This is a genomic window from Pseudomonas sp. RHF3.3-3, from assembly GCF_048069595.1.
Classification (GTDB): domain Bacteria; phylum Pseudomonadota; class Gammaproteobacteria; order Pseudomonadales; family Pseudomonadaceae; genus Aquipseudomonas; species Aquipseudomonas fuscovaginae_B.
Map to the genome: position 1 here is coordinate 3,066,832 of NZ_CP182250.1, position 24,938 is coordinate 3,091,769.

At 63.2% G+C, this 24,938-nt stretch carries 24 protein-coding genes; 20 read left to right on the top strand and 4 right to left on the bottom strand.

What is annotated here, in order from left to right; genetic code table 11:
* The first annotated feature begins 67 nt into the window (after positions 1-67).
* From ACMGT0_RS14095 to ACMGT0_RS14190, 20 genes are all read left to right on the top strand, one after another.
* Positions 68-1,393 (top strand): trans-sulfuration enzyme family protein, encoded by a 1,326-nt coding sequence (locus ACMGT0_RS14095; RefSeq protein WP_416773095.1) that lies wholly within the window; start codon positions 68-70, stop codon positions 1,391-1,393.
* Positions 1,390-2,448 (top strand): OsmC family protein, encoded by a 1,059-nt coding sequence (locus ACMGT0_RS14100; RefSeq protein ID WP_054057964.1) that lies wholly within the window; start codon positions 1,390-1,392, stop codon positions 2,446-2,448. Before ACMGT0_RS14095 ends, ACMGT0_RS14100 begins: the two co-directional genes overlap by 4 nt.
* A complete protein-coding gene (locus ACMGT0_RS14105; RefSeq protein ID WP_054057965.1) occupies positions 2,438-2,803 on the top strand; it encodes a VOC family protein in 366 nt (121 codons plus the stop codon). The genes ACMGT0_RS14100 and ACMGT0_RS14105 overlap by 11 nt, the downstream gene beginning before the upstream one ends.
* 40 nt (positions 2,804-2,843) lie before the next feature.
* Positions 2,844-3,485 (top strand): sulfotransferase domain-containing protein, encoded by a 642-nt coding sequence (locus tag ACMGT0_RS14110; protein WP_416773098.1) that lies wholly within the window; start codon positions 2,844-2,846, stop codon positions 3,483-3,485.
* Positions 3,478-4,149, top strand: a complete 672-nt coding sequence (locus tag ACMGT0_RS14115; protein WP_081005938.1) for an HAD-IA family hydrolase — start codon at positions 3,478-3,480, stop codon at positions 4,147-4,149. Before ACMGT0_RS14110 ends, ACMGT0_RS14115 begins: the two co-directional genes overlap by 8 nt.
* A complete protein-coding gene (locus tag ACMGT0_RS14120) occupies positions 4,127-4,561 on the top strand; it encodes a type II 3-dehydroquinate dehydratase (protein ID WP_054057968.1) in 435 nt (144 codons plus the stop codon). The genes ACMGT0_RS14115 and ACMGT0_RS14120 overlap by 23 nt, the downstream gene beginning before the upstream one ends.
* Positions 4,554-4,862 carry an acyl carrier protein gene (locus ACMGT0_RS14125; RefSeq protein ID WP_054057969.1) on the top strand — a complete coding sequence of 103 codons (309 nt, stop codon included), beginning with the start codon at positions 4,554-4,556 and terminating at the stop codon, positions 4,860-4,862. Before ACMGT0_RS14120 ends, ACMGT0_RS14125 begins: the two co-directional genes overlap by 8 nt.
* On the top strand, positions 4,859-8,890 hold the full coding sequence (locus ACMGT0_RS14130; protein ID WP_416773100.1) for an amino acid adenylation domain-containing protein: 4,032 nt from the start codon (positions 4,859-4,861) through the stop codon (positions 8,888-8,890). Before ACMGT0_RS14125 ends, ACMGT0_RS14130 begins: the two co-directional genes overlap by 4 nt.
* Entirely contained in the window at positions 8,887-9,708 is an 822-nt protein-coding gene (locus ACMGT0_RS14135; RefSeq protein ID WP_054059624.1) for a 4'-phosphopantetheinyl transferase family protein, read from the top strand. Before ACMGT0_RS14130 ends, ACMGT0_RS14135 begins: the two co-directional genes overlap by 4 nt.
* Positions 9,705-10,097, top strand: a complete 393-nt coding sequence (locus tag ACMGT0_RS14140; RefSeq protein ID WP_054059625.1) for a VOC family protein — start codon at positions 9,705-9,707, stop codon at positions 10,095-10,097. Before ACMGT0_RS14135 ends, ACMGT0_RS14140 begins: the two co-directional genes overlap by 4 nt.
* Positions 10,098-10,140: 43 nt before the next feature.
* Positions 10,141-10,494: a DUF1801 domain-containing protein gene (locus tag ACMGT0_RS14145; RefSeq protein WP_054059626.1), complete on the top strand. Its 354-nt coding sequence runs from the start codon at positions 10,141-10,143 to the stop codon at positions 10,492-10,494.
* A 105-nt stretch (positions 10,495-10,599) separates the two neighbouring features.
* Positions 10,600-11,340 (top strand): class I SAM-dependent methyltransferase, encoded by a 741-nt coding sequence (locus ACMGT0_RS14150; RefSeq protein WP_054062414.1) that lies wholly within the window; start codon positions 10,600-10,602, stop codon positions 11,338-11,340.
* Between the two features lie 27 nt (positions 11,341-11,367).
* Positions 11,368-11,985: a sugar O-acetyltransferase gene (locus ACMGT0_RS14155; protein ID WP_416773103.1), complete on the top strand. Its 618-nt coding sequence runs from the start codon at positions 11,368-11,370 to the stop codon at positions 11,983-11,985.
* A gap of 17 nt (positions 11,986-12,002) precedes the next feature.
* Positions 12,003-12,620, top strand: a complete 618-nt coding sequence (gene cysC, locus ACMGT0_RS14160; RefSeq protein WP_054059629.1) for an adenylyl-sulfate kinase — start codon at positions 12,003-12,005, stop codon at positions 12,618-12,620.
* Positions 12,621-12,622: 2 nt separating this feature from the next.
* Positions 12,623-14,947 carry an efflux RND transporter permease subunit gene (locus ACMGT0_RS14165; RefSeq protein WP_160319872.1) on the top strand — a complete coding sequence of 775 codons (2,325 nt, stop codon included), beginning with the start codon at positions 12,623-12,625 and terminating at the stop codon, positions 14,945-14,947.
* A 40-nt stretch (positions 14,948-14,987) separates the two neighbouring features.
* On the top strand, positions 14,988-15,791 hold the full coding sequence (locus ACMGT0_RS14170; RefSeq protein ID WP_054059631.1) for an outer membrane lipoprotein-sorting protein: 804 nt from the start codon (positions 14,988-14,990) through the stop codon (positions 15,789-15,791).
* Positions 15,788-16,999: a hypothetical protein gene (locus ACMGT0_RS14175; RefSeq protein WP_054059632.1), complete on the top strand. Its 1,212-nt coding sequence runs from the start codon at positions 15,788-15,790 to the stop codon at positions 16,997-16,999. The genes ACMGT0_RS14170 and ACMGT0_RS14175 overlap by 4 nt, the downstream gene beginning before the upstream one ends.
* Before the next feature lie 59 nt (positions 17,000-17,058).
* A complete protein-coding gene (locus ACMGT0_RS14180; protein WP_054062411.1) occupies positions 17,059-18,249 on the top strand; it encodes a hypothetical protein in 1,191 nt (396 codons plus the stop codon).
* 33 nt (positions 18,250-18,282) lie between these two features.
* On the top strand, positions 18,283-19,428 hold the full coding sequence (locus ACMGT0_RS14185) for a bis-aminopropyl spermidine synthase family protein (protein WP_416773107.1): 1,146 nt from the start codon (positions 18,283-18,285) through the stop codon (positions 19,426-19,428).
* A gap of 44 nt (positions 19,429-19,472) precedes the next feature.
* A complete protein-coding gene (locus ACMGT0_RS14190) occupies positions 19,473-20,204 on the top strand; it encodes a PIG-L deacetylase family protein (protein WP_416773109.1) in 732 nt (243 codons plus the stop codon).
* On the opposite strand, the gene ACMGT0_RS14195 is transcribed toward ACMGT0_RS14190, so the two are convergent.
* The 4 genes from ACMGT0_RS14195 to ACMGT0_RS14210 are packed head-to-tail and all read right to left on the bottom strand — an operon-like array spanning position 20,159 to position 24,708.
* Positions 20,159-21,016, bottom strand: a complete 858-nt coding sequence (locus ACMGT0_RS14195) for a glycosyltransferase family 2 protein (RefSeq protein ID WP_160319873.1) — start codon at positions 21,014-21,016, stop codon at positions 20,159-20,161. The genes ACMGT0_RS14190 and ACMGT0_RS14195 overlap by 46 nt on opposite strands.
* Before the next feature lie 16 nt (positions 21,017-21,032).
* Positions 21,033-22,388, bottom strand: a complete 1,356-nt coding sequence (locus tag ACMGT0_RS14200) for an MATE family efflux transporter (RefSeq protein WP_054059637.1) — start codon at positions 22,386-22,388, stop codon at positions 21,033-21,035.
* Positions 22,389-22,438: 50 nt separating this feature from the next.
* The gene (locus tag ACMGT0_RS14205; protein ID WP_081006030.1) at positions 22,439-23,503 is read right to left on the bottom strand and encodes a Gfo/Idh/MocA family protein; all 1,065 of its coding nucleotides are present in this window, start codon (positions 23,501-23,503) and stop codon (positions 22,439-22,441) included.
* Complete coding sequence (locus ACMGT0_RS14210) at positions 23,500-24,708, bottom strand: DegT/DnrJ/EryC1/StrS family aminotransferase (RefSeq protein WP_054059639.1); 1,209 nt, start codon at positions 24,706-24,708, stop codon at positions 23,500-23,502. Before ACMGT0_RS14210 ends, ACMGT0_RS14205 begins: the two co-directional genes overlap by 4 nt.
* Positions 24,709-24,938 lie beyond the last annotated feature (230 nt).

The window sequence follows — 24,938 nt, forward strand, 5'->3', positions numbered from 1 at the left end:
CGCCCATTTGGACTGACGCCGGGCCTGCCCGGCGCGATGTCGGATCTCGATCTATGGAGGCCGCCGCGTGAGAGACTCCAGACAGATGCAAGAGACGTTCGCCAATCGTCCAGGCACCAATGATCAGTTGCCCTGGCTCAACCAACTGAGCCGCCAGCGGCTGGCCGGGCCGGCAATGGAAAACAATCGGCGCATGACGCTCGACGAAGGCCAGAGCACGTTATGCGTGCACGCCGGAACCTATGAGGACCCGGTTACCGGGGCCGTCGGGACGCCGATTTTCTCCAGTTCCACCTTTCGCTTCAGCCAGACGACCTACGAGTCGTTCCTGGAGGGTTATGTCCGGGACATCCCGACCTACAGCCGTTACGGCAACCCCGGGCAGTGGTCGGTGCAGTTGAAGGTGGCCACGCTGGAGCGTGCCGAGAGTGCGCTGGTGCTGTCATCGGGTATGGCCGCCATCGCCTGCACGCTGTTCGCCCTGACCAACCGCAACGGCCACATCATTTCCTCCCATGACCTCTATGGCGGCAGCTACAACTTGCTGCATGCCGACATCAGCCAGGCCGGTCGTTCGGTCAGTTACGTCGACCCGCTGGACCTGGAGCAGATTCGCCAGGCGATCGGCCCCCAGACCCAACTGGTGTTCTTCGAGCTGATGTCCAACCCGCTGATGAAGGCCATTGACCTGAGAGCGATTGCGGCCTTGTGCCAGGAGCACAATATCCTGCTGGTCGTGGACAACACCTTCCTCACGCCCATCAGTTGCCGGCCACTGGAGTGGGGCGCCGATGTGGTGATCCATTCGGCCACCAAGTATCTCAACGGGCACAGTGATACCACCTGCGGGGCGGTGGCCGGCAGTCGCAAGCTGGTCGATCGCATCTGGGCGCAGATGCTGCGCTTTGGCGGCAACCTCGACCCGTTCGTGTGCTTCCTGTTCGAGCGGGGCATGAAGACCCTGGCGTTGCGCATGCAGGCGCATGCCGAGGGCGCCAGGCAGGTCACCCGCTTCCTGGAGGCGCACCCGCGGGTCAAGGCTGTGTATTCGATCTACGCGCAGGACTATGCCCATCGGCACCTGTTCGACTACGCCGGTGAAGCGGTGAGCGGCATGCTCGGTTTCGAGGTCGAGGGTGGCGATGCCGCGGCCCTGCAATTGCTCGAACACCTGAAACTGATCACCAGCGCCACCAGCCTGGGTGGCATCGAGTCGTTGATCAGCCTGCCGTTTAACACTTCGCATAGCGGCCTGACCCGCGAGCAGCAGGAGCGCATTGGCATCAGGCCGGGGTTGATACGCCTGTCGGTTGGAATCGAGGATGCGCAGGATCTGTGCGCGGACCTCGAGCAAGCGCTGCAAAAAGTCTACTGGCAGGAGCCCGGCGTATGAGAAACGGCATGAACATTTCGGGCTTCAGCGAGATCGTCCACGAGGTCCAGCGGGAGCCGCAGCAGGCGCTGTTTCGCTATGGCGCCTATGCCCGTTGCTCGCCCACCGGCGACATGCTGGCCGGCGTGCACTCTGCAACCATCGGGACGCTCAGGGCGCCGCGCTGTTTCGAAGTGCCCGTGCGCCCAGGGTCGTCACTGGCGGCCCATGGCATGCTGGAGGCAGCGACCCCGCGAGAGCTGGCACTGATCGCCTTGTCCGGCTGTTTCCTGGTTTCCGCAGTCTCCGGGTTCTCGGCCCGGCGCACCACGGTGGGTCACCTGTCGATGACCACCCGGGCGTCCATGACCGAAGGCGACACGCTGGCCCCGCAGGTCCGGTACCAGATCCGCTCGATGATCGACAAGAAAATCAGCGAGGTGGTGGACGTGATCGAAGCGGTCAAGTCGCACAGCCCGAACCACCAGAGTTTCGTCCAGCCCTTGCCGCTTTCGGTCACCGTGAGCGCGGCGGGCGAACCGTTGCTGGACCTGCAGTTCCCTGCCCAGGCTGAGGCCGGGGCGTCCCTGGATCAGCCACAGAAGCTCGCGCTCGATTGCCAGTGGCTGTACGGCACTCAATTGCGCGCCGACTTCCAGCGACAGGATGCCGGTGACCGCCGCAGTTTCCTCATCGACCAGCCCAAGCAACTGGCCGGTATCGACTGCGGCCCCAACCCCCAGGAATACCTGCTGATGGCGATCGCCGCGGACGTGCTGCAGCAGTTGGCCACGCGTTTCCCACTGCCCGAGACGGCCACGCTCGATGCCCGGGCCATGGTGGACATTCGTGGCATGTGTGACGTCGCTCCGACGCCGGTTCATTTGCAGGACATTGAACTGAAGCTGTCACTGGGCAGTTGGGCGACGCCGCGTGTCGAGGAACTGGAGCAGGCTCTGGCACAGAGCATCGCCCAGTCGCAGGTCTGCGCGCTGATCCGGCGTCCGGTGCAGTTCGAGTTTCATATCGGTCATGACCTGCAGGCCCAGACACGGGAGGTGGTCAGTGCCCAATGACACCACGTTGTGCTTCTGCACGCTGGCGGTGCCGGACCTGGTCGCCGCCGAAGCCTTCTACGTCGACGTGCTGGGCCTGCGTGTCAGTCGTCGGTATGCGGCAACGGTCTGGATCAGCCTGGATGTCGATGAACAACGCGGTGCGGGCCTTGGGCTGATCGAGGACCCGGCCATGGCCAGGCCCTCGACGAAAACGATGATCGACCTGCAGGTCACTGACCTGGACCAGATCTTCAATCGCCTGGCCACACGGGTCGAGGTGATCGAACCGCCTGTACGCACCGGCTGGGGTAGCTACAAGGCGACCATCCAGGACCCGTTCGGCAATCGCCTGGGGCTGGTGGCGCGCGGCTGATCGGCGCGCCACCCAACTGATGAGCTGGCAAGGAGTAGGCATGCTCAAACGATTTGGTTGTATGGACGTACCGGACTGTGTGAGCGGTGACGGTGGATACGTGACGGTGATCTCCGGCTTACCGCGTTCTGGCACCTCGATGATGATGCGTGCCCTGTTGTGTGCGGGCATGCCGGTGCTGACCGACAACGTTCGTCGACAGGACGATCGCAATCCCCACGGCTACTTCGAATGGGAAGCGGTCAAGAACCGGGATGGCTATCAGGCCTGGATGGCCCAGGCCAGGGGCCGGGCCGTCAAGTTGGTGTCGCGTTTCCTCCCGCACCTGCCGGCCACCCATGGTTACCGGGTGGTATTCATGCACCGGCAACTGGAGGCAGTGATTCGCTCACAGGGCGATATGGCCCGGCACCACAGCGGCCAGGAGTGGAACGAGGAGGAGGGCCAGGCCCTGTTCCGCCTGTATGCCGAACATGTACCGAATGTACTGCGCTGGGTCCGCTCGCGTCCGAACATGCGCCTGCTCGAAGTGGATTACGACCAGGTGCTGCATGATCCCCTGGGCAGTTTCGGTGCGGTTGCGCGGTTCCTGGCACCGACTTCACTGGATGTCGGTGCCATGGCTGCAACGGTGGACGCCGGCTTGAACCACCAGGCAATGGAGATGCGTGCCCATGGCTAACCTACCTGTTCAGGCCGTGATCTTCGATCTCGATGGCACCCTCATTGATAGCAAGCAGGTGATCGCCGAGGCCTACCATGCCGCTCATGCCGAGGTACTGGGAGCGGACGCCGTACCACCGCCGTTCAGTGAGTACTGTCGGTACCTGGGGCGCAGCTTCCCGGAAATCATGCGGCAGATGGGACTGCCGCTGGCCATGCACCCGGTGTTCATGCGCGAGAGTAATGCGCGCATGCACCGCATCCAGGTGTTCGACGGGGTCAGGGCACTGCTCGCTACCCTGCATGAACGTCAGGTGCCGATGGCCATCGCCACCGGCAAGGACCATGCGCGGACTGAGGCGATTCTCGGCAGCCTGGGGTTGCTCAAGTACTTCGGCGCCGTTGTCGGCAGCGATGATGTCGCTCGACCCAAGCCGGCGGCCGACATGGCGTTGAAGATCGTCCAGGCGCTGGCGTTGCGCCCGGCAACGACCCTCTTCGTCGGCGATGCCGTGGCGGACCTGCAGTGCGGCCGCAGCGCCGGCATGCAGACGGCGCTCGCGCTCTGGGACAACCCGGTCGAGGAGGTCCGCGCCCACCCCTGCGACCACCATCTGGTGGAGCCGGGACAATTGCTGAACCTGCTGGAGGTAGGCCGGCATGCCGACGTTGCTACTGCTTAACGGTCCGAACCTGGGGCGCCTCGGCCTGCGCAAGCCGCAGGTCTATGGGCATCGCACGCTGGCGGACATCACCGACGAGGTGACGACGGTCGCGGCGGCGCATGGCTGGACGGTTCGTGCGCTGCAAAGCAACCACGAAGGCGAGTTGATCGACTTTATCGAGGCCAATCACACGGCCGAGGCCATGGTGATCAACCCCGGTGCGCTGATGATGGCCGGCTGGGCGTTACGCGATGCACTGGAGGACTATCCCGGGCGCTGGATGGAGGTGCATATCTCCAATCTGTTCGGCCGTGAAGCGTTTCGTCACGCTTCGGTCACGGCCCCGCTGTGCCACGGGTTCATTGCCGGCATGGGCACCGATGCCTATGCGACGGCGGCCGCACTGCTGATCGAGAAATACCATGGATGAACGACAAGGGACGCTTCCCGAGCACGTACAACTGCTGGCTGACGTCTTGCGCCTGTGTGCCGAACTCCTGGCAGTGCCAAGCGAGACGCTGTCGGCGCAGCACAACTTCTTCGAACTGGGCGGTAACTCGCTCAAGGCGCTGCAACTGTGCGCGCTGCTGGAACAGCGCTATCCCCAGTTGGCTGGCGAGAGCGGCATCGAGCTGACACGAGTGACCAGCAGTGCCGACCTGCACAGCTTCGCCGGCGCCTTGCTGGACGACAGCCGGCAGTTCAGGGGCATGACGGAGGGGGAGCTGTGAGCCAGTCGATCGTCAGCCTGATCGAACACTGCGAGGCCTGTGGCGTGCACCTGTATGAAGAGGCCGGTGCGCTCAGGTACTACAGTGAGCAACCCGAGCTGCCCGAGCACATTCGTGAGGCCGCCCGGCGCGAAAAAACGCGCTTGCTCGACCATCTTGCCCAGCCCGACCCGTTGGCCAGCGAACTGTCCGGCCTGCGCCAGGCCTATTGGCTGGGTGAGCACTCGGCGTTTTCCGAGGGGGGAGCGGCTTATCTGCACCTGGTGTATGCCGGTGATATCCCGAGGCAGGAGACCCTGCAAGAGGCCCTGCGACGGCTCGTGTTGCTGCACCCGATCCTGGGTTACACGCTGGATGCCGAGGTGCCACGTTTCAAGCTCATGCAGGTCGGGCCAGGCGTCGTGGAGCGTGTGCAGGCCCATGCCGGGCATCCCCCACGCAGCTGCGCGGCGCTGGGGGAGGGGCTGCCGGTGGCGGCGCTGTCGGCCGGGCGCGCCCTGGTTCGCCTGGTCCTGGTCGAGGGGCAGGGGCAGCGGTGCCTGCATGTGGTCTACCGGCTGGCACTGTTCGATGCGCCGAGCGTGCAGATCTTCATCAACGATCTGGCAGCGCTGCTCCGAGACCCTGAATACAGGCCTCACGTGTCAGCCGGCTATCGGTCCGAGGTGGTGGCGGAGCGGGTCCGTGTGCAGCGCCTGGCCCGTTTCAAGGCCCGGCATTACTGGCGCGAGCGGATTGCCACGCTGGCCGCCGGGCCTGACCTGCCCAGATCTTGCCGGCGTTCGCCGACCGTCAGGCCAGGGCGCTTCATCGAGCACCGGATGCCCTTGCAGGCCGCCCAGGTGCAGGCGCTGCGGGCCCAGGCCCGGGCGCATCATGTTTCACTCAACGCGGTGCTGCTCACGGCTTACCTGCAGACCTTGGCTCGCTGGTCCGGCGTGGCGTCGGTGACCTGCAGTGTGATGTACAGCAATCGGGCGGCGCTCGGGCAGGCGGTGCAAAGGTGCCTTGGCAATCATTCCGACACGGTGCTCATCGATCTGCCCGCCACGCAGTTGCCATTTGGCGAACGGGTGCGGTTGTTGCAGCAAGACCTGCATGCGGCCATGCAGCACGGCGCCTACGACGGCACCAGCGCGGTACGCGAGTGGATCCGCCGGCATGACACCCGCAGCAGCAGCGCCGAGCCTCCAATGCCCTACGTGTTCTCTTCGCTGCTGGACATGCAACTGGCACCACCGGCGTTCGAGCAGGTCGATCACGCCATGATGACCCCGCAGATCTGGATCGATGCGCAGGCATTCGAGCAGGACTCGGTCCTCTGGCTGACCTGGGACGAGCGCGAGGGCGTCTTCGAGCAGGGCGTGATCGCCGAGGCGTTCCAGGCCTATTGTGATCACCTGCTGTACCTGGCGACCGACAGCGCGGCCTGGGGGGACGTCGAGATGCGCCTGCCTGCCGTGTTGCAGGAGCGGCTCCTGGCGTTCAACCGGACCGAGCGCGTATTTGCCCCCATGACCCTCTGGGAAGGGCTGCTGCACCAGGCCCGGGAGTGTCCCGATGCACCGGCGGTGATAGATGCGCAGGGCAGCCTGGGCTTCGCACAGTTGTTGCGTCAGGCCAGCCTGCTGGCCTGTCACCTGAACGAGAACGGCGTGGGCCCTAGCGATCATGTGGTGATCCGCGGCAGTCACGACGTGGCGAATGTCGTGGCCATTTACGCCACGCTCATGGCTGGAGCCACTTACGTGCCGGTCAGCAAGCGTTCGCCGGTGCAACGGGTACGGGCGATGATCAGCCAGGCGGCGGCCACCACCGTCCTGGGTGATGACGATGACGATATTGCCGCGATCCTGGCCTCGCCGGTCAACTGGTCCCTGAACTACCGCTCCTGGCTGCGCGGCGACGAGGCACAGGGAGACTTCATTGCGCCGACGTATCCGGCGGTGAACAGCAGCGTGGCCTACATCATGTTCACTTCCGGGACCACCGGGACGCCCAAGGGCGTGAGCATCACCCATCATGCGGCCGTCAATACCCTCCAGGATTGCCAGGCGCGCTGGGATATCGGCCGCGGCGATCGGCTGTTCGGCGTCAGCGAGTTCAGTTTCGACCTGTCGGTCTTCGATCTCTTCATGCCGGCCCTCAGCGGCTGTGCGCTGGTGCTCGCGCAGGAGGGCCGCGAGGCCGATCCCCAGGGCTGGGTCGCCCTGGCGCGCGAGCACCGGGTGACCGTGTGGAATTCGGTACCGGCGATCATGGAGATGCTGCTCGACTACGCCCAGGCCATGGCGCTGGGGGCGCCGGCGCCCAGCGTACGCTTGTGGATGGCCAGCGGCGACTGGATCGGCCTCGGCTTGCCCGGGCGATTGCGCCAGTGTGCGCCACAGTCGCGCTTCATCGCCTTGGGCGGTGCCACTGAAGCGGCGATCTGGTCGAACAGCTTCGAGGTTCATGCCGTGGACCCGGCGTGGCCGAGTATTCCCTATGGCCGGCCCTTGGCCAACCAGCGTTTCTACATTCTCGATGCATTGGGACGCTGCTGCCCGCCTGCCGTCAAGGGCATGCTGTTCATCGCCGGGCAGGGCCTGGCCACTGGCTACGTGCAGGACCAGCCACGTACCGATCAAGTGTTCACACAGCACTCGGGCCTGGGACAACGCCTTTATCGCACCGGGGATCTGGGGCGCCTGCGCATGGATGGAGAAATGGAATTGCTGGGACGCGAGGACCTGCAGGTCAAGCGCAATGGTTTTCGCATCGAACTGGCGGAGATCGAGGCGGTATTCTGCCGAGCCGACGGGGTACGCCAGGCTGTGGCATGCCTCGACCCCAACGGTGGGCTCACGTTGTTCGTTGTTTCGGAGCACGGATCGGCGGTGGACACGCAGGCCCTGCGGCATTTCGCTGGGCAGTACCTCAATGACTACATGCTGCCATCGCGCATGGTGCAATTGGCCCAGTTGCCGCTGACGGCCAATGGCAAGCTTGATCGCAAGAGCCTGGCCGGATTGGCTGCGCAGGCGGCAGACGCGGTAGAGACAGACCCAAGCTTCTGTCCCCAGCAGGAACTGGTGCTGCAATGCGTACGCCAGGTGTTGCCCGCGGTTCGCGACGCCCAGAGTAGCTGGTTCGAACTCGGGGCCACTTCCTTGCACGCGGTGCGCATCCTGCAGGCGCTCAATACGCAACTGGGCATGCAACTGAGCCTGGCTGATCTCTATGCCCATCCCAGCGTTTCGGCCCTGCTGGGCCACCTGCAGGCAGTGGTTGGACGTTCGCGCAACTTGGTGCGCTTCAGTCACGACAACCAGCGTGCTCTGCTGGTGCTGGTACACCCGGTCGGTGGTGCGCTGTCCTGCTACCTGCCGCTGGTCGAGAGTTTGCGTGGCGTCTTCGATATTGCCGGTGTCTGCGCCGATGCTGAGCAGCACTTCGCTTCGATCGAGGAACAGGCCCGTGAGTATGTTCGACAACTGTGCCCACTGATCGTTGATTGCCGGCCGGTGGTGCTGGCCGGCTGGTCGTTTGGGGGAGTGGTGGCCGCGGAAATGGCGCGCCAGATGATCGGCATGCCCGAGGTTTCCCAGCGCCTGGCTGTCGTGACGATCGATGCGGGCGCCCGCGGCGGCGACGTTGCGGCATTCCCCCCGGACCTGTTGCAACAGCTGTTCCAGCAGGACCTGCAACAGACCCGGCAATGGCTGCTGGCGCCAGAGGAGGACGATACGCTGGTGGGGCGCGTGCTGGAGGAGCGTTTCACCTTGTTCTGCCGGCACTACGCGGCCCTGTTGGCCTACCGCTATGTACCCGTCGACTGCTACACCTGGCACCTGCGGGCCAGCGCGCAGAACCGCTCCAGCGGCCTGCAGCCACTGGCGCAGTTGAACCCGCAGGCCGGCTGCACGACGATCGACGCCGACCACTATGGGATGCTCGGTGGCGCTGCCATGCACGTTGTCATCACCACGTTGCGCCAGGCGCTCGAGGTCATCGCACCGTCGTCGAGGGAGGAGCTGACGGTATGATTGCCTGCCCGCTGGTACCTGTGGCGATGACGCTGCCAGGCCCAGGATGCGTCGACCTATGGCGCCTGTCCCTGTCCGAAGGGATGCATCGTCCTGCGCGTGCGCGTTATCTGCAGTGGCTCGGTCCTCAGGAGCAGGCCCGCTACCAGACCTGCGTCGACCTGGGTTGGCGCGAGCAGTTCCTGACCGGTCATGGCTGGCTCAGAGAGGTGCTGGCCCGCTACCTGGAATGTGAGCCGGCGCGCATCACCCTGGGGCAGGGACCGCATGGCAAACCCAGGCTGTTGGGACCCCAGGAGCCGTCGCTGCACTTCAACCTCTCGCATAGCCAGGGCTGGTTGGTGCTTGCCGTGTCGGCGAGCCCGGTCGGGGTGGATGTGGAGGTGCATCAGCCACGCGATGTCCAGGCACTGTGTCGGCGATTCTTCAGCGTTGGCGAGCAGCGGGCGTTGAGTCGGACCGCACCGTCCCGGCGCCTGGCGTATTTCTACCGGTTGTGGACCCTCAGGGAAGCCTGGGCCAAGGCCACCGGCCTGGGCATCTGCCAGCACTGGCGGCAGGTGCGGATCGCTCGAGGGCACGGCACGCGCAAGCGTTCCGAGCAGGCTTGCTGGCATTTGGCCGCGAGCGATTGCCTCGATGGCTATTCGCTGGCCGTGGCCGGCTGGTCGTCCCGAGCGATGAGGATTCGTACATTTGTTGACACAGCGCTGGCGGGCTACGGCTTATGCCGGGACAATCCACGCTGGCTCGAGCACCATCCGGGTGACGATGAGACGGGCCACATGAGATACACCAATCAAGGAGTGACACTGTGAAATTTGGATACACGATCGTTTATGTCCCTGATGTCGCTGCGACCCTGGCGTTTTTCGGCGAGGCCTTCGGCCTGGCCACGCGCTTTCTCGATGACTCCGGTGACTATGGCGAGCTGGAGACCGGGGCGACGACCCTGGCCTTTGCCAGCCGGGAACTGGCCGACTCCAACTGCGAGGGCGGCTACCACTTCTGTGAACCGAAGCATAAACCGCTGGGTATCGAGATCGCGCTGGTGACCGACGATGTCCAGGCTGCCCACCACAAGGCCCTGGCGGCCGGTGCCAGCGAGCATGCGGCGGTCACCCGCAAACCCTGGGGGCAGGTGGTGTCGTACGTACGCTGCCCGAGCGGCACCCTGATCGAACTGTGCTCGCCCGTGGGTCAGTGAGCGCTACGTCCAAGGAGGAGTCAGACATGCAAGGAAACCGATCATGACGCGTCAGAGCGATGAAGCCGTTGCGGCGCTGCTGCATGACCTGGCCACGACTCACGAGTCCATGTTGGAGATCGTCCAGCGGGTGCGTACGGTGGTGGAGGAGGTGGCCGGGACCGTGTCCGAAATGGTCAAGTATGGCGGCATCATCTTTTCCCATGCGGCGCCGTTCTGCGGCGTCTATGCCTACCAGGAACACGTGTCTGTGGAGTTTGGCCAGGGCTACACCTTCCAGGACCCGCACGGGGTGCTCGAAGGCGGTGGCAAGTTTCGTCGCCACATCAAACTGCGCAGCGTGGCCGACGTGCAGGACAAGCACCTCGGTGACTACGTGAAGCAGGCGCTTTCCTAGCGTCGAACCGAGTTCGACAACCACTGAACGTTGAACCCAGCGGGGGATGAAAATCCCCCGTCGGGGAGGCTTTTGCCCAGGAAAACCCAATACATGAATAAATCAATGAACGATCCAAGCTTCTACGGGGAAACCCTGGCTCCGGTCTACGACGAGTTGTATGGCGAAGCGGCGGACAATGCCATCGATACGCTGGTCGAGCTGTGCACAGGGCAGGGACCTGTCCTGGAACTGGGCATCGGCACCGGGCGCTTTGCCTTGCCGATGCGCGAGCGTGGCGTAGACGTGCACGGGGTCGACGCCTCGCCAGCGATGCTCGACAAGCTGCGCCTGAAACCCGGTGGTAACGCGGTACCGACGACCCTGGCCGATTTTTCAACCCTCGAAGGTGTTGGCGGCGGCCCCTTCCAGATGGCGTTCTGTACGTTCAGCTCGCTTTTCCTGCTGTTGTCGCAGGATGACCAGGTCAACTGCTTCCAGGCAGCCAGCGGTCTGCTCAAGCCTGGTGGGCGGCTGGTGATCGAGGCCTTCAACCCCGACCTGAGCCGTTATGGCAAGGACCAGCCGGTGTATGTCGGTGGCCTGGAGCGCAATGAGGTGCTGCTGGAGGCCTCTCGCCTGGAGCCGATTGCTCAGCGCATCAGCTGTCGTTTCATCCGCCTGGATGGCCAGGGGACGCAGGTCATTCCGGTGGAGTTGCGCTACGCCTGGCCCGCCGAGCTCGATCTGATGGCGCGTCTGGCGGGACTGCGGCGGGTCCATCGGTGGGCCGGCTGGGACAGGAGCCCGTTCGTGGCCGGGGCCTTCAAGCATATCTCGGTCTTCGAAAAACCCTTTACCCCTTGACGCAGCCCAGTGCGCAGGAGCTCCAGCATGGATGTCCAGGAAACCGAGGTGAGCGCCCAGGCGTTCGCCACCACACGCCAGCGCATGTTGGCGGGCCAGTGGTTCCACTCGCCCAGCCTTGATCTGACCCGCCTGCATCTGCGGGCCCAGGGGCTGATTCAGCGTTTCAACCAGGCCAGCCGCTCGGCGTACGACGAGCGGCAGGCGCTGCTCGCGCAACTGCTGGGCCGCTTCGGCCAGGGCAGCTGGATCGAGCCGGGGTTGCAGTGTGATTACGGCGCGCACATCGAGATCGGCGACGACGTGTACATCAACGTCAATTGCACGCTGCTCGATGGCAACCGGATCGAGATCGGTGATCGGGTCTACGTCTCGCCCAATGTGCAGATGATCACCACCCGTCACCCCGTGCACCCGGCACAACGCACCGTGGAGGTCGAGGGAGAACGCAAATGTGTGCTGCGAGCCGACCCGATCAGGGTGGGCAACGATGTCTGGATCGGCGCCGGCGCGATCCTGCTGGGCGGTGTCGAGGTGGGCGAGGGCAGCGTGATCGGCGCCGGCAGCGTCGTCACCCGTTCGATCGCACCGGGCGTCGTCGCTGCGGGCAATCCCTGCCGGGTCATCCGCTCGGCCTACGAATGAACGTACAGGAAATCTCAATGAGCAACGTGAAAGCGAGCGGCAACCTGCACCCTTGGCCGGAGGCGGCACTGGCGGGCAGCCACCTGCCCCTGTGCGTGTGGTTCACGGGTTTGTCCGGTTCGGGCAAGACCACATTGGCGCGGGGTATCGAGCAGCGCCTGTTGCAGTCAGGGGCACGTGCCCGAGTGCTCGATGGTGACGACCTGCGCGTCGGTCTCAATCGTGATCTGGGCTTCAGTGCCGGGGATCGCAAGGAGAATGTCAGGCGCCTGGGCGAGGTGGCCAGGCTGTTCCATGACAGCGGTTTCATTGTCCTGGTAAGCGCGATCTCGCCTTTTGCCGAGGATCGCCAGGCTGCCCGGGCGCTATTTGCAGCGGGGCGTTTCATTGAGGTGCATGTGGCCACGCCACTGCAAGTCTGCGAGTCACGTGATCCCAAGGGGCTGTATCAGCGCGCCCGTCGCGGTGACTTGCCCGGTTTTACCGGAATAGACAGCGCCTACGAACCGCCACGTGACTGCGAGTGTGTTGTGCAGAGTGAGCGGTGTACGGTCGATGAGGGCGTCCTGCAGGTACTCGCCATCATCGAGCGTTGCTGTTCCCCGGCCCCCGTTGGCGAAAGGAAAGGTGCCTGATGATGTCCGGAGAAAAATTCGAGCTCCTGCTCAAACGCTACCGCCATGTGTTGTTCCTGGCGGTCACCGTGCTGGTGCTGGCGATGTCGTGGGGGATGACGCAAATACGGTTCGCTGCCGACTATCGATCGTTCTTTCCGGAGGGCGAGAAAACCGTCGAACAACTGGATGCCTTGCATCGTCAATTCGGCAAGTCCGACACGCTCCTGTTCGTGATCAAGAACCCCGAGGGCAGCCTGTTCAACCGCCGAGACCTGGAGCAGTTGCATGCGCTGACTGAACAGGCCTGGATGATCCCGCACGCCTATCGTGTCGATTCGGTGACCAACTTCCAGCATGTCTTTGCCGAGGGCGATACGGTCCATGTCGATGAACTGGTACGTGAGCCGGCGGATCTGACGGACTCGCACATCGCCTTGATGGAGCGCCTTGGGCGCAACGACATTGAGTTGGTCAAGCGCCTGGTCTCGGCTGATGGCCAGACCGCTGGCGTGCTGGTCACGCTGCAGTTCCCGCCCCAGACCCTCGATGCGGCCATCGACGCGACCACCCGGGCGCGTACGATGGTCGATGCCTTCCGTCAGTCCAATCCCCATCTGCAGATACACCTGACCGGACTGGCAGCCGTCGAAGCGGCGTACCCCGAAGCTTCGCAGCAGGACATGGCCGTCCTCACGCCGCTGATGTACGCAATCATCCTGCTGGCCAGTGTACTGATGTTGCGCAGTCTGGGTGCCTTGCTGGTGGTGTTGGTGGCGATCACCATGGCCACTGCCGCGACCCTGGGCGCCAGCGGTTGGCTTGGATTCGAGGCCACGGCCCTGACCGGGCTGCTGCCAACCATCGTGCTGGCCACGTCGGTGGCGGAGATCATGCATATGATTTCGGCCGCTCGACAGAAGAGTGGCCAGTACGGAAACCGCCGTGTGGACCTGGCCTGCGCGGCCATTCGTGAGACGGTCAAGCCGATTGCCATCGGTACCGCGACCAACGCCGTCGGGTTCTACTCGTTGGTGTTTGCCGCCTCACCGCCCTACAAGGAGTTCGGGGTGCTGGCCGCGATCGGTGCGGTGATGGCCCTGGTCGTCTCGGTTGCGGTCTCGGCGGTCCTGATTCCGTTGTTGCGCCTCAAGCCGCTCGAGGGGGCCGCCAGCCGTCGCTACTACTTGTACATGGAGCCTTTGCTGCGTCGGCCCAAGCTGTGGTTGCTCGGCTTCGTGGCCGTGTTCCTGCTGGCGCTTGGTCCGGCCAGCAAGAACCTGATCAACGACCGGATCGTCGAGAACTTCGATACCAGCATCCCGGTGCGCACTGCGACCGAATTCGCCATGGACAACCTCTCGGGTATCTATCGCCTGGAGTATGTCGCCACGTCCAGTCGCGGGGACATTTCCGACCCCCGTTTCCTGGCCGAGCTTGATCGTTTTGCCCAGTGGTTGCGCACGCAGAAAGAGGTCGACTCGGTCACCACCCTCAGCGATGCCATCAAGAAGCTCAACCAGACCATGGACGGTGGGCGCGCCGAGGCGTACCGACTGCCGCAGGACCCGGCGCTCGCAGCGCAGATGCTGCTGGTCTACGAGATGTCACTGCCGTTCGGCCTGGACCTGAGCAACCAGATCAACATCGACAAGTCGGCCACGCGGGTGGTCATTACATTGACGCGCCTGGATACCCAGCAGATCCGCGATATCAAGGCCCGTGCCGACGCCTGGTGGAACACCCATGCCGACCGTACCGCCCTGGTACCGGGCGTGGGCACGGGCGAGGCGGTGGTCTTTGCCAACCTCACCCACATCAGTATCGAGTACATGGTCGATGGCCTGCTGTTCGAACTGGTGAGCATCACCTTGATGGTGGCCCTGTTCCTGCGCAATGTGCCGCTGGGGTTGATCAGCCTGCTGCCCAACGTGTTTCCGTTTTTCGTCATGTTCGGTCTCTGGGGGCTGATGCGGGGCGAGGTCAATACCGCCGCGATCAACGTCTGTGTCGTGGCCTACGGGCTGATTGTCGAGGCCACCATCCACCTGATGAGCCACTACAAGGCACAGCGCCTGGAACATGGCCAGCCGCCGCGCGAGGCGCTGCGCTCGACCTATCAGCACGTACTGCCGTCGGTGTTCGCCAATGCCGTGATTCTGGCCTCGGGCTTCCTGGTCATGACGCTTTCGCCGTTCTCCATGAACGCCGATTTCGGCCTGCTGGCTGCCATCGCGATCTTCCTCGGCCTGATATTCGATGCGTTGTGCCTGCCATTGGTGCTGTTGACCTTTGATCGCTACCTCTGGGGACGAGCCGCAGCCGGGCTCGCTGTGCGCCAGGCATGAATCGTTCTCCCAGTCGCCACCCTATACAAGGAAAGTCAGAATGAACCGCAATCTCTTCATGGTCGCCTGCCTGTCGATGGCAACCGCGCTGTCGTCTGTTGCCGCCCATGCGGGACAGGCCCAGGACCTGGGACGGCATTACGCCCAGAAGTGGCGCGACAGCGATGAGGGCTACCAGGACACTTCAGCCAGGATCCGCCTGACCCTGGTGGAGAAGGGCGGTGCCAGCACCGATCGCTTCATGCGCATGAACAGCTTCGAAATGGCCGACAAGCAGGTGGGCGACAAGGTACTGCTGACCTTCGAAGCCCCCGAGAACATCAAGAATTCCCGGGTGCTGATCCATTCCAAGATCATGGAGGGTGACCAGGTCTGGCTGTACCTGCCAAGCCTGCGACGGGTCAAGCGAGTCGCTGCCGCAGACCGCTCCGGTTCGTTCTCCGGCAGCGAGTTCTCCTATGAGGACATCGGCTCGATGGAGGTGGGCAACTACGACTACGAGTGGCTGCGTGACGAGGCGTGCGGTCAGTCCGAGTGTGCGGTGGTCAAGCAAATCCCTCTTTATCCCTACTCGGGTTATTCCGCGATCGAGGTCTGGTACGACAAGCACGATTTCCGGCAGATGAAGACCCAGTACTACGACCGCAAGGGGACGCTGTTCAAGACCCTGAGCCTGGATGGCTACCAGCTGTTCCTGAACCGCTACTGGCGGGCGCTGAAGATGAGCATGGTCAACCATATCACCGGTCGCCAGACGGTCCTGGTCAGTTCCGACGTGCAATTTCGTACCGGGATCAAGGAGGAGGCGTTCGAGCCTGCCCGGCTGGGGAACCTGACCCAATGACCGACGGCGTCCGCCACCCATGGACCTGGCCACTGGCCGCGGCGCTGCTCATGTCCGGGTACGACGCGGCTGCGCAAGCGGAGCATTCGCTAGCCGGCAAGCTCGCGATCAAGGGCTACTACTTTCCCTCCGACCCGGCCACTGAGCTTGAGGAGAGCGAATTGCCGGTCACTCGGGAGTTTGGCGTGGATTACCAGTACGTGGACAGCTGGGATTCGCTGCGCATGCGGGTGGTGGCCAACCCACGCTATCTGTCGAGCAGTGACCGGGACCCGCGCCCGTCGTTCTATTGGGACGAGCTGTATCTGCTGCTGGAACAGGAGGGTCGCGAAGCCAAGCTGGGACGGATCAAGGAGCATTGGGGGGTGATGGAGACTCGCCAGTTGGTCGATGTGATCAACACCTATGACAACCTCGATGGCCTGCAGCCGGAAGAGAAACTCTCGCAGAAAGCACTGAAGCTGGGCAGCCTGATGGGGCCCGGACACCTGAGTCTGTACCTGCTGGACGGCTTCGAACCGACACAGTTCTATGCCGAACCGTCGCGGTTTGCACCCTATCGGGTGCGGCCGACGGCCGAGTACATTCATGGCGGCAATCCGGACAGCCTGGACATTGCCGCACGCTACTTCATGTCCCTCTCGGACCTGGATATCGGCCTGAGTTACTTCAAGGGCACCAATCGCACGCCGGCGTTTCGCCAGGAGGGCGAGAGCCTGGTCGCCCAATACACCGAGGTCAGCCAGTGGGGCCTGGATGCCATCTGGGTGGACGGCCAGTGGCTGTACAAGCTGGAGGCGCTCGACCAGCGGGTCTCGGACAGCGACTACAACTCCAGGAAGCTGTCGGTGGGTGTGGAGTATGCGATCAATCGGGTATTGGGCGAGGCTGACCTGAGCCTGATCGGGGAGTACCACCGTGACCGTGACAAGGCGCTGGCACCGGTGAGCATCTTTGATCGCAAGTTCCTGCTGGGGGGGCGCCTGCAGTTCAACGACCGCTATCTCTCTTCGGTATTTCTTGGATTTACCGCACAAGCCAGCGATGCGAAAAACAACATGATCAACGCGTCTCTGGACCTTGGCTTGAGCGATGCCCTGCGTGCCGGCCTGAGTGCCGTCTACATCGACAGTTCCGGCAGCGATGACACCTGGGAGGCGCTCTCGGGCGATTCCCATGTCAGCGTCGAGTTGTCCTACTCATTCTGATTGACCGTCGCGCAGGCCGGCCAGTGTTCCGGCCGCCTTCGACAGAGGTATGCAAGCACATGGATAGACAGCTTCAGATTATCGGCTTCGGCCCCGCAGCCCTTGGCCTGTTCATCGCCGCCGATCGTGAGCGCAAGTTGCCGGCGCTGCTGTCGCTTGGCGTCGAGGTGCATGAGCGCAGTGCTTCGTTGGCCCAATGGGATTGCCTGGCCTACGACATCCAGGCCAACTCGCCCATCCAGGACTTTCTGAAGGGTATTCGACCTGACGGTGCCTTTGCCCAATGCCTTCGCCAGCGCGATGTACAACGCTGGTTGCAAGAGCCTTCCCGGATTCTGTCGCTCGACAGCGTTTCGGCTTTCCTTCGGCAGTTGGCGCAGGTAGTGCTCGAGCTATGCGCTGAGCACCCGGCCACCACCGTTGCATTCGGTCGGCAGGTCGACGCGGTGCAACAGAGCGACGCAGGTTTCACCTGCTGGGGAGACTGGGGGCAGTTGACCAGCCGTTATCTGGTGCTGGCTTGTGGCGCCCAAGGACGTGAATTGCAGGTGCCCTGCGCGAAGATGCGCCAAATGATCGAGCAAGATTGGCCGGCGCCATTGGGTTCCGATCCGGTGCTCAGGGGCCAGGCTGATGCGCAACTGCGCGATGCTCTCGGCCAGGGCCGCCAGGTACTGGTACTGGGTGGCAGCCACAGTGCCTTTTCCACCGTCGAGTACCTGCTCAGGCGATTCAGCGATGCATGGGCGCCGCGCTCGCTGCATGTGTTGTGCCGCAAGCGCCCAGGGCTGTGGATGGCATCAGGAACACCGTCGGCACTGCTGCAACCAGGCGATCTGGTGGATGAGGTGACCGGCGAGGTCAACCGCTTCCGGGGATTGCGTGGATCGGCCCGGCAAACCTTGTTGGACATCGAGTCCGGACGATCTCCAGGCGTTGTGCTGCACATTGGTGATCCCGACTTCCATCTGTGGCAACGGGCAGCGCCGCTGTTGATAAACGCCACCGGCTATGAAGCCCGGATGCCTGAGCTGCGTGACCCGCAAGGGTGTGCCATGGCGCTGGATACCCTCCAAGGCAACCTCTGCAAGCACCCGTTGAGCCATGAGCTGACCTGCGCAGGACAGGCTGTGCGCGGGCTGTTCGGCACCGGCCTGGGATTCTCAGACCGCCGCGGGGAGACCGTTGAGGTCGGGGTCAATTTCTTCCACGGACGTTGCGCCAGCAACATCCTCGACGCCGTGCTCTGACGGCGCCATTCACTCGCATGAACAGGAGGTTGCATGCACAACCTGGTACAACTACGTGAACGCCTGCTGGCACACCTGCCCGCTCGTCTGGCAGCACCCGCCCAGGAGCAGGCCGCACTGGACGACTTGCTGAGCAAACTGACCCGCCCGCGCCGAATCCATCAGCTGCTGTCCTCCCGCCTGACGGTTCGTCAGATCCTGCATTGCCTGGTCGAGTTGCTGGCCGAGGGGCAACTTCAGCTGATCCGGGAGCAGGCGGTGCCACAACTGGTGCTGGGCACCCCGCTGGGGGCCTTGCCTGGCCATGGTCTGCACCTGGTGGACGATGCCTGCCTGCGCCTCGAACCCCGCTATCGTGAGGTGATGGCTGACCTGCTCAGTGACAAGAAGTCCATCTATGACCAGTCCATCGAAACCTTCGAAACCCAGATCCGGCGCTACAAGATCATGCAGAGCCTCGGTGATCTGAACCACGGTAACCTGCTGCTGCTCGGAGATGATGCCCTGTTCTCGCTGTTCCTGGCACTGCACGGCTATCGTCAGCGAATCGTCGTGGCCGATATCGACCGTGACCTGCTGGCAACCATCGAGCGGACTTGCCGGGCGCAGGCGATCGACACGATAGAAGTGGTCGAATATGACGTATTCCAGCCGCTTCCAGAGCAACTGCAGGGCCGTTTCGACTGTTTCGCGGTCAATGGTTTCAAGGACCTGGGTGGCTTGCTCACGTTCATCTGCCGTGGCGTGCAGTCGCTGGCGCCGACGGCGGATGTGGGATACGTGAACTTTGGCAATCATGAAGTCCAGGACGCCACCCAGCGTGCGATGGAAGTGCAGATCCACCAGGCGTTGCTGCGTTTCGGCCTCTACATGGATCATTGCGTGCCTTGCGCCGAGACCCACGTCAGCGAAGCCTTCGAGCAGGCCATGTTGCACGGGGTTCTCGAATGCGCGGCCCTGCCTGGCGAACGACGCGCGCAGGCCTGCGAGCAGTGGCTGGAGACATTGGCCGAGCGCTTTGCCGACTTGTCCTGGGTGCGCATGCACAGTTTTCCGGACATCCAGTTGTCACCGCTGAAACTGGGGCGTTGCCGGGTGGCCAGCGATAATCGGCGCGAGGTGTCACGATTTTTGCGCCTGAGCCAGCTCTATGCCCGTAGTACTCCCGAGGTGGCTTGAGCATGGGGCCGATTACCCGGAACGGGCTTGAGGGGCGGTTGGTCGTGCTGTCAGCCCATCCGGACGATGCTGTCTGGTCGTTGGGCAGTGGCATGACCGGCCTGGCCCGGGGGCGCGATGTCTTGCTGTTGACCCTGTTCGACGGTGATGCGACGGCGGGTAGCACGCTGGCGGTTGGCGATGCGCGCTGGCGGCGATTCGCCTCACCGCCGCTGCGCCGCGAGGAAGATATCCGGGCCGCGATGAGCCTGGGCATCGAGCGGGCAGGAGCGGGCTTTGATGATGCCGCATTGCGCCTGGACGGTCGCGACCGGTTCGCACATGCCGACATCAATGCCTTGTTCCTGCCGGCCCGGGTTGACCCGGCGCTGTGGCCAGAACCGGATGCAATGCAGCTCGCCACGGTGCGGGCGATGCTCAGGCCCGCCGATATCGTCTGCGCGCCATTGGGCATCGGTGGGCACGTGGATCACTGCCTGACGCACTGGCTGGCCCGCCAGTTGGACAACCCGGTGTGTTTCTACGCCGACTTCCCCTATGTGGGCCAACTGGATGAACAGGCCCTGGCCAGCCACGTCGAGCGCCTGGGGCTCGGGCTTGTCAGCCACTCATGCCAGTGCTCTTGGGATCGCTGGCTGAAGGCTGCCCTGATGTACCGCAGCCAGGTAATGATGTTGTTCGCCAGCCAGGCGCGCTTCGTCGGCGCCTTGGCGGCTCACGCACAGGTGTCTCAAACAGGGGCTTGCTGTCGGATCTGGTCGAGCCGTTCGATGTAGCGGGCCAACGAGCCGGTCGGGGAAAGCAGTGCGTCCAGAGCCAGGGCCTCGGCAGTGTTGGCACGGGCCTGGAAATGGGCAAGGTTGGGCGCGTGCTCTTCCCAGCGGGTTGGGTTGTAATGGGAGAGATGGTAGGCGCAGGCATCCCTCTCCATGCTGATAGGCACGCCCGCACGCCACAGGCGCCATCCCAGATCCAGGTCCTCCATACCCCAGCGTTTGCCATAGGCTTCATCGAACCCTCCGACTTGCTGCCAGTGTTCACGCTGGATCGACAGGTTGGCGCCGGCGCTGGCCAGCCAGGGCCATTCGTTGCATCGCGGGTGCTCAGCCGCCTGCTCCAGGGGGCTGGTGGCCAGTCGCGAAGATTGAGGACTCCAGCGCCCCTGCAACAGATCCTGTGGCAGGATCGGCGGGCAACCGATCGTACCAAGGCGTGGATCGCCTCGTCCGCACAGCGCGATCAACTCTCGGATACGCCCATGTACCAACCCGGGTCGTTTTGTCTGGGCTTGCAGGTGGGCCTCGAAGAAGCCATCGAGCACCAGTACGTCGTCGTCGATGAACAGCAGCACTTCGCCCTGGGCTGCGCTCGCGCCCAGGTTTCTTGCGCCCGCGCGGCCTAGCCCGGGTGTGCTCAGCACCCGGGCATGAGGCTGTTCGGCAACTTGGGCCAGCACGGCTGGACATGCGGCATCGGCGACAATAAGGGTCTCAAAGTCACAACGCTCCTGCTGTCGGTGCAGGCTTGCCAGGCATAAACGCAAACGTTCTGGCTTGGCATGTACCGGCATGATGACGGACAGTTTCATGGGCATCCCTCGCCGATCAGGCCAGTGTGGGCTGGCGCATGCCTTGATTGAGCTGGCGATGTCGCAAGGTCATCAGCGAGGCTGCCAGCACGTTGGCCACGAGCATGGCCTCGACGATACCCACCAGGCCTCGCTGCCACTGGACGGTCAGAAGCCAGCCGAGTGGGGTCATGACCACCAGATAGGCAATGGCGTGGATCAGCGTGGGGGCCATGGCATCTTCGCGCCCACGCAGTGCATTGGACATGACGCCCTGCCAAGCGTCCAGGGGCAGGGCCAGGGCCAGCAGCAACATGGCCGGTACCGCAATCTGCAGCAACTGACTGTCAGTGCTGTACTGCGCCAGCAGCGGGCCGGGAAGGATCGCCAGCACGATTGCGCAGATTGCCGTCAACGACACGCCAAACCACAGACCGCACCACGTGGACAGGTTGATCTCTCGGGTATCGCCCTGACCATGGGCCATCCCCACCTGGATCGAGGTGGCGAAGCCGATGCCCATGGGAATCATGAATAGGATCGAACGGATATTCACCACCACGGCGCAGGCCGCCGCGATCAGTGGTGAAACGATGCCGGCCATCACCGCGATCAGCATGAATGCACCGGCTTCAATACCGAAGCTCAGACCGCCCCCGTAGCCGATATGCCGCTGCATTTTCCATTGCGACCAGGCCCAGGCAAACCGCGTATTGATACCGTATTCCTGGCGTTGAGCAAACAGGCGATGCACATAGAAGATGATCGCAACGGCCATCAGGATCCGTACGAAGGTCGTGCACCAGGCGGAGCCCAGCGCGCCCATCTCATCGAAACCGAACTTGCCGTAGACCATCGCGTAACACAGCACGCCATTGACCAGGTTGCCTACCAGAATCACGCACGTCGCCGGCAGTGGGCGCGATATGCCTTCCAGGAAGAACGAGTAGGCGATGTACAACAGGATAGCGGGCAGTCCGAGTGCCACGACCTGCATCAGCTCGGCGATCGCACCTGCCAGGGACGCGTCCACGCCGAACCTCACCAGCAGCGGCAGGCTCGCAAGGCTGGCAACGATACAGACCAGGCCCAGGCCCAGGGCGTGTATCACGCCACGTTGCAGAGCCAGCCCCGCCTCCCGGGGTTGTTGCTTGCCGACGGCAATCGAGCTCATGACCAGAATCCCGAACAGCAAGCCTGCCGCGATCAGCATGTAGGTATCGGCAATGGCGTGGGTGATCGAGATGGCCGCCAGCGCGTCGGTGGCATAGCGACCGACCAGAAGCGTGTCGACCAGTGAGAGCAGGAGAAAACCGATACGCGAAATGACGATCGGCAGTGAAAGTTTGGACAGTTGCTTCAGCTTTTCCGTGATCGCCTTGTAACCGGTCATGGTGATAGCTCCTTGCACGAATACTCAATGAACTGCCGGGCCGGGCCCGGTCAGTTCGGCAGGTTCGGATACATCGCGGACATGGCACTGGTCAGCGAGCGCAACTTGCAGAACTCCAGCTCGTTGCCGGCTGTGCTCCTGCCTAGATGGGGCAGTGTGTGGCCCAGGTACGCCGAGTAGGGTGCCAGGTTGTCTTCGGCCTCGAACCTCAGATGCCGTTGGCTTCCCTTGGTGCTCAGGACCAGGCTGGGAGCTTGCACACGGTTTTGACTGAAACCGAACGTGGTATGCAACCGCAACTCGCCGGCAGTGCCGTAAAGGGTGATGGTGGTTTCGTCACAGGGCTGATGGGACGACCAGGCGGTGCGCAGAAAGACCATGGCACCGGCCTGCGTACGCAGTGCGCAATATGACTGCGACTCGACCTCCAGGACCGCGTTCTCGTGGTCGTCGGTGTCGGCTCGCCAATTGGCCCGTTGCGCCGCTTCGCTACCGTCGGCGGGGACGTGATTGCACAGGGCGCTGTCCACCAGGGGATAGCCCAGTGCCTGCAGGGCCACCTCCAGCAGGTGCCAGCCCAGATCGGCGCCTGATCCTGCCAGCGCCTGATCCGCCTGCGTGAACCACGACCCTGGACGAGGCACTCCATTGCGCCGACGCCAGGCGACGTCGATGCAGTGCACCTTGCCGATAGCCTGGCTTGCGACGGCATCCAGCAGGGTTCGCACGTCACTGCGATGGGAGGCCGCCCCCGTCACTGACAATTGCACCCCCATGTGCTGACTGCGCTCGATCAGGTCCTGAGCGTGACGCAGCGACAGGCAAGCGGGCTTTTCCAGGATGACGTGCAGTCCCTGCTCCATGGCCCGCAGTGCCTGTCGAGTGTGGTGGGCGTTGGGAGAACAGATCAGGGCCACGTCACACCCCTGCAGGGCCTGATGGCTCATACAGGCATGCTGGCGCGCTGTGGGTGCCAACTCCGCGAGTGCCTGGCCTGCCTGCGGATCAGGGTCGATGATCGATACGATCCGACCGCCATGTCGCTGTAGCAGCGGAGCCCAGATCGTCCTGACGACCCAACCCGAACCAACTAGCGCGATGCCGGGTCCCATCATCGCGAGCCAGCCAGGTGCTGGACCACCTTGCGCACGGCAAGGGCGATATCCAGCGTGTCCTGCTCGCTGCCAAGCAGTGCACGGTGATGGATCCAGATCCCTCGGCTAGCCACCCGCTCAGTGACAGGACAATGGGTGATGAAATGTGCCTGGTCGTAGTGGGCTGGCGCCGGTGCTTGCCAGAAGCTCGGGATGCGGTAGATCGCCTGATAGGCACGGAACGCCGGGATGCCCTCGGCAACCAGTGCATCGACCACCTGATTGCGGTCCAGTTGGCCAAGATCACCGTCTTCGGGAAGGGTGAACAGCACCATATAGTACGGGTGCACATGGGCATCAGCCGTACGGCCTTGTGGAATCACCAGCGCATCATGGTTCAGGGCGTCCATCAGTAACCGGGCGTTGTGCTGGCGAAGTTCGTTCTGTGCCGGGAGGCGCTCAAGCTGGGCACTGAGCACTGCGGCGTTGAACTCGCCCAAGCGAGCATTGGTACCGACCACCGTATGCTGGTAGCTGCGATCGCCCAGCGGACGTCCGCAATTGCCATACAGGAAGACCTTCTCTCGCAAGGCTTCATTCGGACACAAAACCAAGCCACCTTCGCCAGCAGTCATCAGCTTGAAATTCTGGAAGCTGAAGCAGGCCAGCGTGCCGTAGTCGCCGATTTTGGCACCACCCAGACCCTGTGCACCATGAGCATGAGCAGCATCCTGGATGAGCACCAGGCGATGCTGATCGGCGATACGGCTCAGGCTGGCCATGTCACTCATGTGCCCGGACATGTGCACCGGGATGATGGCTCGCGTGCGTGGAGTAATGTTGGCCTCGATCGCAGCCGGGTCAATGCAAAGCGTATCGGCACACACATCGACCGGTATGGCCGTCGCGCCAATGCGCTGGCAGGCCATCGAGGTGGAAATGAAGGTGAAGGCCGGAACGATGACTTCATCACCGGGCATGACCCCGGCCGCCTGCAGGGCGATTTCCAATGCAACCGTGCCGTTGGCTACGGCGAAAGCCGAGTGACCACCGTGCACTTGGGTGAAGCTCTGCTCGAAGGCCAGGTTTTCGTTGCCTTGCATGCGCCACCAGTGTCCCTGGCGCAGGCTGCGTAGCAGAGCCTGTTCTTCTTCGGGGCCGTAATGCGGCCATTGTGGATATGCTGTTTGGCGTAGTGGTGTACCGCCGTGAATTGCGAGAGTCATTGTTTCCGTCCTTGGTGAGGCAAGCGCGCAGGTACGCCGCTTGAATACGGTTCTAATGGTGGAGTTTGTACACTAGTGCCAAACTTAAAGAATAAAGATGCTTGGCAATTAAGCGCGTGGCAGACGATAGCATGTGAATTTAAGTCGGGCGCAAAAGTTTTTTTTAGAAATCATTTGTAATATTATGAAATAACCTCGGAATTACACTTCTCGTTACATCGCCAATCACT

Excerpts from the sequence above, each read along its gene's own strand:
- ACMGT0_RS14170 (WP_054059631.1), top strand. The coding sequence starts at position 14,988 with ATGAACCGCAATCTCTTCATGGTCGCCTGCCTGTCGATGGCAACCGCG.
- ACMGT0_RS14125 (WP_054057969.1), top strand. The coding sequence starts at position 4,554 with ATGGATGAACGACAAGGGACGCTTCCCGAGCACGTACAACTGCTGGCT.
- ACMGT0_RS14205 (WP_081006030.1), bottom strand. The coding sequence starts at position 23,503 with ATGATGGGACCCGGCATCGCGCTAGTTGGTTCGGGTTGGGTCGTCAGG.
- ACMGT0_RS14110 (WP_416773098.1), top strand. The coding sequence starts at position 2,844 with ATGCTCAAACGATTTGGTTGTATGGACGTACCGGACTGTGTGAGCGGT.
- ACMGT0_RS14135 (WP_054059624.1), top strand. The coding sequence starts at position 8,887 with ATGATTGCCTGCCCGCTGGTACCTGTGGCGATGACGCTGCCAGGCCCA.
- ACMGT0_RS14165 (WP_160319872.1), top strand. The coding sequence starts at position 12,623 with ATGTCCGGAGAAAAATTCGAGCTCCTGCTCAAACGCTACCGCCATGTG.
- ACMGT0_RS14150 (WP_054062414.1), top strand. The coding sequence starts at position 10,600 with ATGAACGATCCAAGCTTCTACGGGGAAACCCTGGCTCCGGTCTACGAC.
- ACMGT0_RS14115 (WP_081005938.1), top strand. The coding sequence starts at position 3,478 with ATGGCTAACCTACCTGTTCAGGCCGTGATCTTCGATCTCGATGGCACC.
- ACMGT0_RS14120 (WP_054057968.1), top strand. The coding sequence starts at position 4,127 with ATGCCGACGTTGCTACTGCTTAACGGTCCGAACCTGGGGCGCCTCGGC.
- ACMGT0_RS14180 (WP_054062411.1), top strand. The coding sequence starts at position 17,059 with ATGGATAGACAGCTTCAGATTATCGGCTTCGGCCCCGCAGCCCTTGGC.
- cysC (WP_054059629.1), top strand. The coding sequence starts at position 12,003 with ATGAGCAACGTGAAAGCGAGCGGCAACCTGCACCCTTGGCCGGAGGCG.
- ACMGT0_RS14185 (WP_416773107.1), top strand. The coding sequence starts at position 18,283 with ATGCACAACCTGGTACAACTACGTGAACGCCTGCTGGCACACCTGCCC.
- ACMGT0_RS14100 (WP_054057964.1), top strand. The coding sequence starts at position 1,390 with ATGAGAAACGGCATGAACATTTCGGGCTTCAGCGAGATCGTCCACGAG.
- ACMGT0_RS14175 (WP_054059632.1), top strand. The coding sequence starts at position 15,788 with ATGACCGACGGCGTCCGCCACCCATGGACCTGGCCACTGGCCGCGGCG.
- ACMGT0_RS14155 (WP_416773103.1), top strand. The coding sequence starts at position 11,368 with ATGGATGTCCAGGAAACCGAGGTGAGCGCCCAGGCGTTCGCCACCACA.
- ACMGT0_RS14200 (WP_054059637.1), bottom strand. The coding sequence starts at position 22,388 with ATGACCGGTTACAAGGCGATCACGGAAAAGCTGAAGCAACTGTCCAAA.
- ACMGT0_RS14145 (WP_054059626.1), top strand. The coding sequence starts at position 10,141 with ATGACGCGTCAGAGCGATGAAGCCGTTGCGGCGCTGCTGCATGACCTG.
- ACMGT0_RS14210 (WP_054059639.1), bottom strand. The coding sequence starts at position 24,708 with ATGACTCTCGCAATTCACGGCGGTACACCACTACGCCAAACAGCATAT.
- ACMGT0_RS14195 (WP_160319873.1), bottom strand. The coding sequence starts at position 21,016 with ATGAAACTGTCCGTCATCATGCCGGTACATGCCAAGCCAGAACGTTTG.